Origin of the sequence: Thauera propionica (genome assembly GCF_002245655.1) — a bacterium.
Lineage (GTDB): Bacteria > Pseudomonadota > Gammaproteobacteria > Burkholderiales > Rhodocyclaceae > Thauera > Thauera propionica.
Window position 1 is genome coordinate 57,221 of the sequence record NZ_NOIH01000008.1, and the last position, 12,849, is coordinate 70,069.

The following is a 12,849-nucleotide window of genomic DNA, read 5'->3' on the forward strand; positions in this document are numbered from 1 at the left end:
CATGCCCAAGGAGTATTCGCGCAGCCAGCGCGTGGTGGAGCAGATCCGCCGCGAGCTGGCGGAACTGATCCGGCTTGAGGTGAAAGATCCTCGAGTCGGTTTCATCACGCTCACCGATGTCGAGATCACGCCCGACTACGCTCACGCCAAGGTGTTCTTCACCTCGATGACGGGCGAGGCTGACGTGCCCGAGATCCAGCAGGGCCTGCGCCGCGCGAGCGGCTTCCTGCGCCGCGAGCTCGGCCGTCGGATTCGGATCCATACGATTCCGGAACTTCACTTCCACTACGATCGCTCGGTCGAGGAGGGCTCGCGCCTTTCCCGGCTGATCGACGACGTGGTGCGCGAGGATGAGGCCCGTCACCAGGACGAAGCCGGCGAAACGGACCCCAAGTCGGCCGACGATGACGGAAGCGCAAAGTCCTGAAGCAGCGGCGCGTCCGCGCCGGCCGAAGCAGCCGCAACGCAAGATTATCCGTCGCATCGTCGACGGCGTGCTGCTGCTCGACAAGCCGCAAGGCATGAGTTCCAACGGTGCGCTGCAGGCGGCGCGGCGTCTGCTCAATGCCGCAAAGGCCGGCCATACCGGCACGCTGGACCCGATGGCGAGCGGCCTGTTGCCGCTGACCTTCGGCGAGGCCACCAAGTTTTCGCAGATGCTGCTCGACGCCGACAAGACCTACGAGGCCGTCGTGCAACTGGGTGTCGAGACCGACAGCGGTGATGCCGAGGGCTCAGTGGTGGCGACCCACCCGGTTGCCGTCGATCTGGCGCAACTCGAAGCCGTGCTTGCGCGTTTCCGTGGCGAGATCGAGCAGGTGCCGCCGATGTATTCGGCGCTCAAGCGCAACGGTAAGGCGCTGTATGAATACGCCCGTGCCGGCATCGAGGTCGAGCGGGAGGCGCGTCGGGTCACGATCCATGCGCTCGATCTGCTCGACTTCGGGGCCGATCGCTTCACCATTCGGGTTGCGTGCAGCAAGGGCACCTACATACGCAGCCTGGCGATGGATATTGGCGCGGCCCTGGGCTGCGGTGCGCATCTGTGTGCCTTGCGCCGCACGCACATCGGGCCGTTCGACGTGACCGACGCAGTTTCGTTGGGCGCACTTGAAGCGTGTGCGGCCGAAGCACGTGACGGCCTGCTGGCTTCGGCCGACGCGCTGGTCGCGGTGTATCCCGAGCTGCGACTTGATGGAGAGCAGGCCCGCGGTCTGCTGCAGGGAAGGGTTTTGCCGCTGGGGCGAGCTGGTGCCGAAGGCTTGGTGCGGGTCTACGGGCCTAAGGGTTTCCTCGGTCTCGGGCAGTGGCAGGATGGGGGCAAGCTGGTCGCACGCCGGCTGATTGCCACCGATGGCGGGGCGTTCGACGCATCCGCATGATAACGATTGAGTTTTTGGTGCGGCTTTGGGTATAATCCGCCGCTTCTGATTGGCAGAAAAACACGAGTAAAGACACACATGGCTCTTGATACCGCATCCAAGTCGAAGATCGTCTCCGACTTCCAGCGCGCCCAGGGCGACACCGGTTCGCCGGAAGTCCAGGTTGCGCTCCTGACCGCCCGCATCAACGGGCTCGCTCCTCACTTCAAGGCCCACGGCAAGGATCACCACTCCCGCCGCGGTCTGCTGAAGATGGTCAGCCAGCGCCGCAAGCTGCTGGACTACCTGAAGGGCCGCAACGCCGACAGCTATCGCAATCTGATCGAGCGTCTGGGCCTGCGCAAGTAATTGCGTCCGTGACCAGCCCGACAGCGCCGATCAGGGCGAAGTAAGCCATCAAAGCCGGTGCGTGCCCCTGCGGCACCGCCGGCTTTGTGCCGTCTAAGGCCGTGCTTGCGTCGGGTTCGTCTTCCGGCGGAAGCGGATCGCTCGATCCGCAGGCCGCGCGCAGTTGTGGTTCGCTGCATTCATTGTTAAAGGAATCCCCTTGCTGAACGCAATCAAGAAAACTTTCGCCTATGGCGCCCATACCGTCACGCTCGAAACCGGCGAAGTTGCTCGTCAGGCTGGCGGTGCCGTCATCGTGAACATGGACGAGACCGTGGTGCTGGCCACCGTGGTCGCCGCCAAGGAAGCGCGCCCGGGACAGGACTTCTTCCCGCTCACCGTCGATTACGTCGAGAAGTTCTACGCCGCCGGCCGCATTCCCGGCGGTTTCTTCAAGCGCGAAGGCCGTCCTTCCGAGAAGGAAATCCTCACCTCGCGCCTGATCGATCGCCCGATTCGCCCGCTGTTCCCCGAAGGCTTCATGAACGAAGTCCAGGTGATCGTGACGGTGCTGTCGCTGAACCCCGAGGTCGATGCCGACATCCCGGCGATGATCGGCGCCTCGGCTGCGCTCGCCATCTCCGGCATCCCGTTCGACGGCCCGATCGGCGCAGCGCGCGTCGGTTATGCCGGCGGCCAGTACATCCTCAACCCCACGGCCACCGAACTGCAGACCAGCCAGATGAACCTGGTGGTTGCCGGCACCCAGGCAGCGGTGCTGATGGTCGAGTCCGAAGCGCAGGAACTGTCCGAGCAGGTCATGCTGGGCGCCGTCGTGTTCGGTCACGAGCAGATGCAGACCGCCATCAAGGCCATCAACGAGCTGGTCGAAGTCGCCGGCAAGCCCGAATGGGACTGGCAGGCACCGGCAGCCAACGAGGCGCTGATCGCCAAGGTCACCGAGCTGGCCAAGGCCGAGATGGAAGAGGCCTTCCGCATCACCAGCAAGCAGGAACGTTCGACCCGTCTGGGCGAGATCCGCAAGCGTGTGATGGCCGCGCTGACCGAAGGCGTGGAAAACCCGCCGTCGGCGACCGAAGTGAAGGACATCTTCTTCAACATCGAGTCGGGCATCGTCCGTAGCCGTATCCTCAACGGCGAACCGCGCATCGACGGCCGCGACACCCGCACCGTGCGTCCGATCACGATCCGCACCGGTGTGCTGCCGCGTACCCACGGTTCCGCGCTGTTCACCCGTGGCGAAACCCAGGCGCTGGTCGTGGCCACGCTGGGTACCGGCCGCGACGAGCAGATCATCGACGCCATCGCCGGCGAGTACAAGGAGCGCTTCCTGCTCCACTACAACTTCCCGCCGTTCTGCACTGGCGAGACCGGCCGTTTCGGCGTGACCAAGCGCCGCGAAGTGGGCCACGGCCGTCTGGCCAAGCGTTCGCTGGTGGCCGTGCTGCCGAAGGCCGAGGACTTCTCCTACACCGTGCGCGTGGTGTCCGAGATCACCGAGTCCAACGGTTCGTCGTCGATGGCTTCCGTTTGCGGCGGTTCGCTGGCCATGATGGATGCGGGCGTTCCGCTCAAGGACCACGTCGCCGGCATCGCGATGGGCCTGATCAAGGACGGCAACCGTTTTGCCGTGCTGACCGACATCCTGGGCGACGAGGATCACCTCGGCGACATGGACTTCAAGGTCGCCGGCACCGAGAACGGTGTGACCGGCCTGCAGATGGACATCAAGATCCAGGGCATCACCAAGGACATCATGCAGGCTGCGCTGGAGCAGGCCAAGGCCGGCCGTCTGCACATCCTCGGCATCATGAAGCAGTCGCTGGGTGAGTCGCGTGGCGAGGTGTCCGAGTACGCGCCGCGCATGATCAACATCAAGATCAACCCCGAGAAGATCCGCGACGTGATCGGCAAGGGCGGTGCGGTGATCCGCGCGCTGCAGGAAGAGACCGGCACCGTGATCGAGATCGAGGACGACGGCCAGATCACAATCTCGTCGGTCAGCGCCGAAGGTGCCCAGGCCGCGAAGGCCAAGATCGAGGCGATCACCGCCGAGGTCGAGGTTGGCAAGATCTACGAAGGCACCGTCATCCGCCTGTTGGACTTCGGTGCCATCGTCAACATCATGCCGGGCCGCGATGGCTTGCTGCACGTGTCCCAGATCGCCAACGAGCGCGTCAATAACGTGGCCGACTACGTGAAGGAAGGCCAGGTCGTGCGCGTCAAGGTGCTCGAGACCGATGAGCGCGGCAAGATCCGCCTGAGCATGAAGGCGCTGCTGGGCGAAAACGCCGGCTGAGTGCAATGCGAGGGGTGGCGGTAAGGGCACCCCGCGCTGAAAAAATGGGACGCCACGGCGTCCCATTTATTTTGTCTCAGCCTGACGGAACCCGGGGTGTGTGCGTGTCGCGACCCGGGAAAAAGGCAAAAAAAAGGACGCCGCAGCGTCCTTTCCGCGTATTGCACCGTCCGCTTACTTCGCGACCTGGCGCTCGCGCATTTCTTCCAGCGTCTTGCAGTCGATGCACATGGTGGCGGTCGGGCGCGCTTCCAGGCGCTTCAGACCGATTTCCACGCCACAGCTGTCGCAGTAGCCGTACTCGCCGGCCTCGATGCGGCCCAGGGCTTCATCGATCTTCTTGATCAGCTTGCGCTCGCGATCGCGGTTGCGCAGTTCCAGCGCGATGTCCGATTCCTGGCTGGCGCGGTCGTTCGGGTCGGCAAACACCGTGGCCTCGTCCTGCATCGTGTGCACGGTACGCTCGATGTCATCCATCAGCTCGCTCTTGAGCGTGCTGAGGATCTCGCGGAAGTGGGCCATCTGCTTCTCGCTCATGTATTCCTCGCCAGCGGCGGGAACGTAGGGCGGGAATTGCTTGTGCAGGGTATCGTCAGCCATGAATCAACTTCCGTAGGTTGGTGAATGGGTAGAGGCGACTTAATAGCAGAATCGGCTTGATGCGGCAAGCCGACGGGCATGAACGGTGCAAGTCCGGCGCCGTCCGCGCGCCAGGCGGGCATCCTGCCCGCGCCCGTGCGAGAATCGCGCCCCCGTTCATCCGCCCGGAGCCCTCCGATGCCTGTCTCCCAGCACACCGTCACGCAGCTCATTGTCCATCGCCTCGTCAAGGAGGCGGAAAGGCCGGCATCCCTCATCTGCCGACCGGTCAACTGCACGCTGGATGCGGTGGCCGTGCGTCTGGTCGAGCGGCTCTGCGGGCAGTACGAGTCGCGTTCCGCGAAGGGCTTCGGACGCTTCGAGGAGGACGAGGAGGTCTTCCCGCTCGCACGCTGGCTGCGTGCTCTTGTGAGCGAGCAGGGGCTCGACTTTGCGGGCTTCTCGCAGCAGGTCGCGCAGCACCTGCAGGCGATCGCGGACGAGGAGGAACTGGAGCAGGGCGGCCTGGTCGTCGTGGCGCGCATCGACGAGGGCGGTGCCGACTGCCTGTGGATCGCGCTGGTCGCCGAGGAGGCCGGGATCTCGGTCAGCGGCGGGCTCGACGTGAGCGACTGCCTGCATGTCGATTTCGCCGGGCTGCAGGCGGCGGGTCGGATCGATCTCGATGGTTGGCGACGGGGGGACGAGCGCTACATCGGTTTCCTGCGCGGACGCGGTAAGGGCGGAGCCTTCTTCAAGCGTTTCCTCGGCTGCAGCGATGTGGTCGTCGCCTTGCAGGAGACGAAGAAGCTGGTCGCTACGCTGAGTCACTTTGCCGACCAGCAGCAGCTCGAGCCTACACGGCGCGACAGCCTGCTCGAGCGCGCCCACGGCTATCTGGACACGCTGGGCGAGAACGGCGAGCCGGTGAGTTTCGAGGAGTTGGCGCGGGAGGTGTATCCGGAGCAGCCGGCGCGACTCGGTTCGGCCCTCAATGCGCCCGAGGCGCGCCTGGCGAGTGGGTTCGTGCCCAACCGGCGCGCGATCAGGCCGCTGGTGCGCTTCAGTGCCAGCGGCGAGCAATGGAAGGTGGAGTTCGATCGCAGCAGCCTGCATTCGGGCGCGGTGCACTACGATCCGGCGACCGACACGCTGGTCCTGTCGGGCGTGCCCGACTACCTGAAGCGCATGCTCGAGGAAGGCTGATCCTCACGCGGCGGGCCAAAGTGCCCGCACAAAAGAAAAGCCCGAGCGCTTGCGGGCCCGGGCTAAATCCACACCAAAGGAGGAAGTGGAGGAGACGGTTCGAATCATAATGCAGGGATTGCTGCGTTGCAACAATTCAACCTGCAAAATTTTTCTATCGGGCTATTTGCTTGAGCTGGGGCGGATTCGACGGTGTGCGAACCTCTTCGATCAGAACACGAAATCCATGGTGACGCTGAAGACGGTCATGTCGCCGTCCCAGTCTGGCGTTTCGCCACGATAGGGGAAGATCGACTCGGGCTTGCCGTCGATGCGGTCGATCTGGCCCTTGAGCGCGATTCGCGGTGCGACGTCCCAGCGCACGCCCAGCGCAACGGTATTCTGGTGCGCGTAGAAATTGCTGGTGATGAGGTCGATCAGCGGACGGGCGCCGGACGGGATCGGCGACCTGATGTCGGGCGCGGACGAGCGGATCTGGGAATAGCCGAGGTAGGGTGTGACCGATCCGATACGGTAGGCGCCGATGACGTAGGCCGAGCGGGTGTCACGATAGAACTCGCTGTCATGGACGACACGGTTCGCCATGGCCTGGATTTCCAGCGGGCCGTCCTCGTAGGCGATGCCGATCGCGTCATAACGCGTCTTGCGTCCTTTCACCTTCAGTTCGGGCGCGATGGCGAAGGCATTCGCGCCCACCAGTTCGACGATCGGAATCTCATGCTCGAAGCGGACCTGCGTCGTGCCCAGGCGCAGTTGCCAGGGGCCGACCGTGTAGTCGAGATAGCCGCCACGGATGTCCGAACCACGCAGGTCCCAGGTCAGCGAGTCCTTCATCGAGGTCTTCTCGGCCGCCTGGCCGGCGAACAGCTTGGCTTCGAGCAGGCCGTTTCCGAGCGGGAAGGTGCCGGTGACATCGACGCCGTCGAAGTAGGAGAAGATCAGCTGGCCGTAGAAGTCCTGCGGCGGGCGCACGGTGAGATTGGCGTAGCCGACGAGGCGGGAGTCGGCATGCATGTAGAAGTCCGTTCCCATCCGGCCGGCACGCGCGGCCCACTGCGACGAGAACTCGTGGCGCAGGAAGGCCCATGAGATCTCGGGGCCGTAGCTGCCGTCGTAACGGTAGCGGCTCAGTGCCTGCACCACCGCGTTCGTCTGCGGCGTGAGGCGCATGTTGGCCTGCACGCCAAGCAGCGAGTCGATCTTGGGGCTCCAGTCGGTCCGCACGCCATAGGCCTGCGAGAGGTCGCGCACGAACTCGGCGTCGTCGTCGTCGGAGCGCGCAAAGCCGAGCGTGCCGAAACCGAGCAGGCTGATGGATGGGGTGTAGGCGGGAGAGGCGGTGGACGGCTCGGCCTGGCTGGTCTGCGGGACGCTGCAAAGCACCATCGACAGCACCGCGGGCAGGCATGCGGAAAGCATGCGCAGGGCGGGTGTGCGTCCGCGCCGCGTCACCGGGCGACGCTGGCGAGTGTTGGCCAAGTCCATTTCAATTCCGCAAGACCTATGGATATGCAGGGCAGTATAGCGGAATGATCCATGACAACGTCGAGGGCCGAGCCGCGCGCGCGGGCGGGCGCTCGCGGCTCGATCCGACGGCCGATCAGCGCGCGATCGGCTTGTAGCGGATGCGCTTCGGCTTCGCGCCTTCCTCGCCCAGGCGCTTCTTCTTGTCCTCTTCGTACTCCTGGTAGTTGCCGGCGAAGAAGGTCCATTGCGAATCGCCTTCGGCCGCCAGGATGTGCGTGCAGATGCGGTCGAGGAACCAGCGGTCGTGCGAGATCACCAGCGCGCAGCCGGCGAACTCCAGCAGCGCGTCTTCGAGCGCGCGCAGGGTCTCGACGTCGAGGTCGTTGGACGGTTCGTCCAGCAGCAGCACGTTGCCGCCCTGGATCAGGGTCTTGGCCAGGTGCAGGCGGCCGCGCTCGCCACCCGAGAGGTTGCCGACGATCTTCTGCTGGTCGCCGCCCTTGAAGTTGAAGCGGCCGATGTAGGCGCGGCTGGGCATCTCGAAGCGGCCCACGGTAAGCACGTCGGCGCCATCGGCAATGGCGTCGAACACCGTCTTGTCGTTGGCCAGGCCCTCGCGGGTCTGGTCGACGGCGGCGATCTTGACCGTGGTGCCGATCTCGACCGTGCCCGAGTCGGGCGTGTCGCAGCCTTCGATCATCTTGAACAGCGTCGATTTGCCCGCGCCGTTGGGGCCGATGATGCCGACGATGGCGCCCGGCGGGATGCTGAAGCTGACGTTGTCCATCAGCAGCTTGTCGCCGAAGGCCTTGCTGACCCCGTGGAACTCGATGACCTTGTCGCCCAGGCGCTCGCCGGGCGGGATGAAGATTTCCTGCGTCTCGTTGCGGCGCTGGTACTCGACGCTCGCCATCTCCTCGTAGCGGGCCAGGCGGGCCTTGGACTTGGCCTGGCGCGCCTTGGGGTTGGAGCGCGCCCACTCCAGTTCGGTCTTCATTGCCTTCTGGTGCGCGGCTTCCTGCTTGGCTTCCTGCGCCAGGCGCTCGCCCTTCTGCTCCAACCAGGAAGAGTAGTTGCCCTTCCACGGGATGCCGTGGCCGCGGTCGAGTTCGAGGATCCACTCGGCGGCGTTGTCGAGGAAGTAGCGGTCGTGGGTGACGGCGACCACGGTGCCGGGGAAGCGGGTGAGGAACTGCTCCAGCCAGTCGACCGATTCGGCGTCGAGGTGGTTGGTGGGCTCGTCGAGCAGCAGCATGTCGGGCTTGGACAGCAGCAGCTTGCACAGCGCGACGCGGCGCTTCTCGCCGCCGGACAGGTTGCCGATGACGGCGTCCCAGGGCGGCAGGCGCAGCGCGTCGGCGGCGATCTCCATCTGGGTCTCGACGTCGCTGCCGGCCGTCGACAGGATGTTCTCGTACCTGGCCTGTTCCTCGGCGAGCTTGTCGAAGTCCGCGTCCGGTTCGGCGTAGGCGGCGTAGACCTCCTCGAGTTTCTGGCGCGCTTCCATGATCTCGCCGAGCGCCGATTCCACCTCTTCCTTCACGGTCTTGGCCGGGTCGAGCTCAGGCTCCTGCGGCAGGTAGCCGATGCGCTGGCCGGCGAGCCACTGCACTTCGCCGTCGTATTCCTTGTCCACGCCGGCCATGATGCGCAGCACGGTGGACTTGCCCGAGCCGTTGAGGCCGAGCAGGCCGATCTTGGCGCCGGGGAAGAAGGAAAGGGAGATGTCCTTGATGATCTGACGCTTGGGCGGAACGATCTTGCTCACGCGCAGCATCGACATGACGTATTGGGCCATGGGGGAGGGGTCCTGCCGAGTCGGAAAAGGCAGGAGTCTACAGCATCCCTTCGATGTCCTTCACCAGTTCTTCCGGCGCGGTCGTCGGCGCGTAGCGCTCGATCTGCTGGCCGTCGCGGCTGACGAGGAACTTGGTGAAGTTCCACTTGATCGCCTCGGTGCCGAGGATGCCCTTGGCGTGCTGCTTCAGGTGCTTGTACAGCGGATGGGCGCCGTCGCCATTGACGTCGATCTTGGCGAACATCGGGAAGCTTACGCCGTAGTTCTTCTCGCAGAAGGCGCCGATTTCCTCGGCGCTGCCGGGTTCCTGCGCGCCGAACTGGTTGCACGGAAAACCGAGCACGACCAGGCCGCGGTCCTTGTAGGTCTGGTAGAGCTTCTCGAGGCCGGCATAGTGCGGGGTCAGCCCGCACTGGCTGGCGGTGTTGACGATCAGCAATACCTTGCCGGCGTACTCGCCGAGGGTGGTGGTGGCGCCCGAGAGGCGATCGACTTCGATTTCGTACAGGGTAGAAGACATGCGGGGCTCCTGAGTGAGGAGGGGGTCGGAAGCGCTTCGAGCCCCGCATGCGGAAAAAGTTTGACGCGCCGATGCGGTCGGGCGGCGGTGCTCGCCGCGTGATATTACTTCTCGAACTTACTTCTCGACGAAGGCGCGTTCGATCACGTAGTCGCCCGGCTGGCCAATACGCGGCGACATTGCGAAGCCGCGGGCGTCGAGCAGGGCGCAGCAGTCGGCATTCATCGCCTGGCTGCCGCAGATCATCACCCGGTCCTGCGCCGGGTCGAGGTCCGGCAGGCCGATGTCGGCGAACAGCCGCCCGGATTCGATCACGTGGGTGATGCGGCCGGTGTTGCGGAAGGGCTCGCGCGTCACCGTCGGGTAGTAGATGAGCTGGTCGCGCACCTGTTCGCCGAAGAATTCGTTCTGCGGCAGCACCCGGGTGATGAAGTCGGTATAGGCCAGCTCGGATACGAAGCGGACGCCATGCACCAGCACGACTTTCTCGAAGCGCTCGTAGGTTTCCGGGTCCTGGATCACGCTCAGGAACGGGGCCAGCCCGGTGCCGGTGGCCAGCAGGTAGAGGTGCTTGCCCGGGTTCAGGTCGTGCAGCACGAGGGTGCCGGTGGGCTTCTTGCTGACGATGATCGGGTCGCCCTCGCGCAGGTGCTGCAGGCGCGAGGTCAGCGGGCCGTTCGGCACCTTGATGCTGAAGAACTCCAGGTGTTCCTCGTAGTTGGGGCTGGCGATGCTGTAGGCGCGCGTCAGCGGCTTGCCTTCCACGTCGAGCCCGATCATCACGAACTGACCGTTCTCGAAACGCAGGCCGGGGTCGCGCGTGGTGCGGAAGCTGAACAGCGAGTCGTTCCAGTGATGGACGCTGAGGACACGTTCGGTAAGCAGGTTGCTCATGGCGGCGCAGGTGCAGGCGGATTGACGGTGGAGCAGATTCTAGGTGCGCTGAGTTAGCGGTTAAGTGGATAATTTGGATATCCGTTACCGGAAAAATCGATATGCGATTCACCCTGCGCCAGATCCAGGCCTTCGTCGCCATCGCCAGCTGCGAGAACGTATCGCGCGCGGCCGAGGCGCTCAGTCTGTCCCAGTCCGCCACCAGCGCGGCACTGGCCGAACTCGAGAACCAGTTCGACCAGCAGTTGTTTGACCGCCACGGCAAGCGCCTGCGCCTCAACGAGCAGGGCCGGCTGCTGCTGCCGCACGCCGTGGAGCTGCTCGACCGCGCCGAGGAGACGGACGCCTTGCTGCGCGGCGAACGCGGCCTGGGCAGCCTGCGGGTCGGCGCCACGCTGACGATCGGCAACTATCTGCTGCCGCTGATCGTGTCGGGTTTCCTGCAGCGCCACCCGGAGAGCCGGGTCAGGCTCGAGGTGCGCAACACCGCCACCATCGCCGCCATGCTGGCGCGCTACGAGATCGACCTCGGCCTGGTCGAAGGCCAGGTGGTCGATGGCGAACTCGAATCCCAACCCTGGGTGGAGGACGAGTTGGTCGTGTTCTGCGCACCCGAGCATCCGCTGGCCGGGCGGACGACCGTTGCCCTTGCCGAGATCGCCGCCGAGCCGTGGATCCTGCGCGAGCGCGGCTCGGGCACGCGCGAGACCTTCGACCAGGCCGTGCGCCACTGGTCGGGCGGCGTGGTGCCGCGGCTGGAACTGGAGCACACCGAGGCCGTCAAGCGGGCGGTGGAGAGCGGCCTGGGGCTGGGCTGCCTGTCGCGCCTGACGCTGCGCGACGCCTTCCGCCGCGGCAGCCTGGTGCCGCTGGAGACGCCCGAGCTGGACCTGAAGCGGCACTTCAGTTTCGTCTGGCACCGGGGCAAGTATCACAGTGCGGCGATCCGCCGCTTCCTCGACGATTGCCGTGCCTTCGCTGCCGGCGCCACCCGCAGCGACCAGATCCCGTTGCCGGCCGTGCGTTGAGGCGGGGCGGTGCACTGCGGGAACTTCCGGACGCTGTGCCCTTCACAATGCCGACACGCGCAGCGCACGCGATCTCCTTTTTCTGGCCGTCGCCGCCGGTGCGGCCTGTAATACACTCGTCACCCCCAACCGAATCCCCTCACACGGTGCAGCCATGAGCGTCATCGAATCCGTCCGTCCCCTGCACAGCAAACTCACCGCCATCCGCCGCGACATCCACGCCCACCCCGAACTCGCATTCGAGGAACACCGCACGGCCGAACTCGTCGCCCGCCATCTGGAGGCGCTGGGTATCGAGACGCACCGCGGGATCGGCGGCACCGGCGTGGTCGGCGTCGTGCGCGGTGGTCGCAGCCTGCGCGCCATAGGCCTGCGTGCCGACATGGATGCGCTGCCGATCACCGAGCGCAACGAGTTCGCGCACCGATCCACCGTGCAGGGTTGCATGCACGCCTGCGGTCACGACGGCCACACGACGATGCTGCTGGGCGCGGCCGAGGCGCTGGCCGCGCGCAAGGATTTCGACGGCACGGTGTATCTGATCTTCCAGCCCGCCGAGGAAGGCGAGGGCGGCGCGCCGGCGATGATCGCCGACGGCCTGTTCGACCGTTTCCCGATGGAGGCAGTGTTCGGCATGCACAACTGGCCGGGCATGGAAGCCGGCAGCTTCGCCATTCATAGCGGCGCGGTGATGGCCAGCGCCGACCGCTTCGACATCCGCTTCACCGGCGTCGGCGCGCACGCCGCCATGCCGCATCTCGGCGTCGATCCGGTGGTCGCCGGGGCGGCCTTCGTGCAGGCGGCGCAGACCCTCGTCAGCCGCAGCCTCGATCCGATCGACGCCGGTGTGGTGTCGGTGACGCAGTTCCATGCCGGCGAGGCCTACAACGTCATTCCCGACCGCGCGGAGCTGTGCGGTACGGTCCGTACCTTCTCGGCGGAGGTGCGCGACCGTCTCGAGCGCGGCCTGCGCCAGGTTGCCGAAGGCATCGCGCAGAGCCACGGCGTGCAGGTGCTCTTCGAGTACCGCCGCGGCTACCCGCCGACGATCAACACCGCCGACGAGGCGGCGCTGTGCGCCCAGGCCGCGCGCGCCGTGGTCGGACCGGATCGCGTCTTCACCGACCGTCGCCCGAGCATGGGCGCGGAGGATTTCGCCTACTTCCTGCAGGAGAAGCCGGGCGCCTACGTGTGGGTCGGCAACGGCCCGGGCGAGGGCGGCTGCATGCTGCACAACCCCAACTACGACTTCAACGACGAAGTCCTGCCCACCGGCGTTGCCTACTGGTGCGAGCTGGCGCGCACGCTGCTGTCGACCGCGCGCTGAA

At 65.6% G+C, this 12,849-nt stretch carries 12 protein-coding genes; 7 read left to right on the forward strand and 5 right to left on the reverse strand.

Annotation, left to right across the window (positions count from 1 at the left end):
• Nucleotide 1: 1 nt before the first annotated feature.
• The 4 genes from rbfA (at nt 2) to pnp (ending at nt 4,029) form a co-directional block, all read left to right on the forward strand.
• Entirely contained in the window at nt 2–427 is a 426-nt protein-coding gene (rbfA, locus tag CGK74_RS08295; protein ID WP_094268033.1) for a 30S ribosome-binding factor RbfA, read from the forward strand.
• Nucleotides 405–1,382: a tRNA pseudouridine(55) synthase TruB gene (truB, locus tag CGK74_RS08300; RefSeq protein WP_094268034.1), complete on the forward strand. Its 978-nt coding sequence runs from the start codon at nt 405–407 to the stop codon at nt 1,380–1,382. Before rbfA ends, truB begins: the two co-directional genes overlap by 23 nt.
• A gap of 78 nt (nt 1,383–1,460) precedes the next feature.
• On the forward strand, nt 1,461–1,730 hold the full coding sequence (gene rpsO / locus CGK74_RS08305) for a 30S ribosomal protein S15 (protein WP_004260598.1): 270 nt from the start codon (nt 1,461–1,463) through the stop codon (nt 1,728–1,730).
• 199 nt (nt 1,731–1,929) lie between these two features.
• Nucleotides 1,930–4,029, forward strand: a complete 2,100-nt coding sequence (gene pnp / locus CGK74_RS08310; RefSeq protein WP_094268035.1) for a polyribonucleotide nucleotidyltransferase — start codon at nt 1,930–1,932, stop codon at nt 4,027–4,029.
• 174 nt (nt 4,030–4,203) lie between these two features.
• On the opposite strand, the gene dksA is transcribed toward pnp, so the two are convergent.
• Nucleotides 4,204–4,629 (reverse strand): RNA polymerase-binding protein DksA, encoded by a 426-nt coding sequence (gene dksA / locus CGK74_RS08315; protein WP_094268036.1) that lies wholly within the window; start codon nt 4,627–4,629, stop codon nt 4,204–4,206.
• 177 nt (nt 4,630–4,806) lie between these two features.
• Here dksA and CGK74_RS08320 point away from each other — a divergent pair, with 177 nt between their 5' ends.
• Nucleotides 4,807–5,814 (forward strand): nucleoid-associated protein, encoded by a 1,008-nt coding sequence (locus CGK74_RS08320; protein WP_094268037.1) that lies wholly within the window; start codon nt 4,807–4,809, stop codon nt 5,812–5,814.
• Nucleotides 5,815–6,024: 210 nt separating this feature from the next.
• On the opposite strand, the gene CGK74_RS08325 is transcribed toward CGK74_RS08320, so the two are convergent.
• The 4 genes from CGK74_RS08325 to CGK74_RS08340 all read right to left on the reverse strand — a co-directional run bounded on the left by CGK74_RS08325 (nt 6,025) and on the right by CGK74_RS08340 (nt 10,493).
• Nucleotides 6,025–7,299: a porin family protein gene (locus CGK74_RS08325; RefSeq protein ID WP_094268038.1), complete on the reverse strand. Its 1,275-nt coding sequence runs from the start codon at nt 7,297–7,299 to the stop codon at nt 6,025–6,027.
• 115 nt (nt 7,300–7,414) lie between these two features.
• Complete coding sequence (ettA, locus tag CGK74_RS08330; RefSeq protein WP_094268039.1) at nt 7,415–9,079, reverse strand: energy-dependent translational throttle protein EttA; 1,665 nt, start codon at nt 9,077–9,079, stop codon at nt 7,415–7,417.
• A 37-nt stretch (nt 9,080–9,116) separates the two neighbouring features.
• Entirely contained in the window at nt 9,117–9,599 is a 483-nt protein-coding gene (locus CGK74_RS08335; RefSeq protein WP_094268040.1) for a glutathione peroxidase, read from the reverse strand.
• A 117-nt stretch (nt 9,600–9,716) separates the two neighbouring features.
• Nucleotides 9,717–10,493 (reverse strand): ferredoxin--NADP reductase, encoded by a 777-nt coding sequence (locus CGK74_RS08340; protein WP_094268041.1) that lies wholly within the window; start codon nt 10,491–10,493, stop codon nt 9,717–9,719.
• Between the two features lie 101 nt (nt 10,494–10,594).
• On the opposite strand from CGK74_RS08340, the gene CGK74_RS08345 reads away from it, so the two are divergent.
• Nucleotides 10,595–11,521, forward strand: coding sequence for a LysR family transcriptional regulator (locus CGK74_RS08345; RefSeq protein ID WP_094268042.1), 927 nt, complete (start codon nt 10,595–10,597; stop codon nt 11,519–11,521).
• Nucleotides 11,522–11,675: 154 nt separating this feature from the next.
• A complete protein-coding gene (locus tag CGK74_RS08350) occupies nt 11,676–12,848 on the forward strand; it encodes a M20 aminoacylase family protein (protein WP_094268043.1) in 1,173 nt (390 codons plus the stop codon).
• Nucleotide 12,849: the final 1 nt, after the last annotated feature.

What these genes read in the sequence shown, in the direction of transcription:
- rbfA (WP_094268033.1), top strand. Translation starts at nt 2, where the DNA reads ATGCCCAAGGAGTATTCGCGCAGCCAGCGCGTGGTGGAGCAGATCCGC.
- truB (WP_094268034.1), top strand. Translation starts at nt 405, where the DNA reads ATGACGGAAGCGCAAAGTCCTGAAGCAGCGGCGCGTCCGCGCCGGCCG.
- rpsO (WP_004260598.1), top strand. Translation starts at nt 1,461, where the DNA reads ATGGCTCTTGATACCGCATCCAAGTCGAAGATCGTCTCCGACTTCCAG.
- dksA (WP_094268036.1), bottom strand. Translation starts at nt 4,629, where the DNA reads ATGGCTGACGATACCCTGCACAAGCAATTCCCGCCCTACGTTCCCGCC.
- CGK74_RS08320 (WP_094268037.1), top strand. Translation starts at nt 4,807, where the DNA reads ATGCCTGTCTCCCAGCACACCGTCACGCAGCTCATTGTCCATCGCCTC.
- CGK74_RS08325 (WP_094268038.1), bottom strand. Translation starts at nt 7,299, where the DNA reads ATGGACTTGGCCAACACTCGCCAGCGTCGCCCGGTGACGCGGCGCGGA.
- ettA (WP_094268039.1), bottom strand. Translation starts at nt 9,079, where the DNA reads ATGGCCCAATACGTCATGTCGATGCTGCGCGTGAGCAAGATCGTTCCG.
- CGK74_RS08335 (WP_094268040.1), bottom strand. Translation starts at nt 9,599, where the DNA reads ATGTCTTCTACCCTGTACGAAATCGAAGTCGATCGCCTCTCGGGCGCC.
- CGK74_RS08340 (WP_094268041.1), bottom strand. Translation starts at nt 10,493, where the DNA reads ATGAGCAACCTGCTTACCGAACGTGTCCTCAGCGTCCATCACTGGAAC.
- CGK74_RS08345 (WP_094268042.1), top strand. Translation starts at nt 10,595, where the DNA reads ATGCGATTCACCCTGCGCCAGATCCAGGCCTTCGTCGCCATCGCCAGC.
- CGK74_RS08350 (WP_094268043.1), top strand. Translation starts at nt 11,676, where the DNA reads ATGAGCGTCATCGAATCCGTCCGTCCCCTGCACAGCAAACTCACCGCC.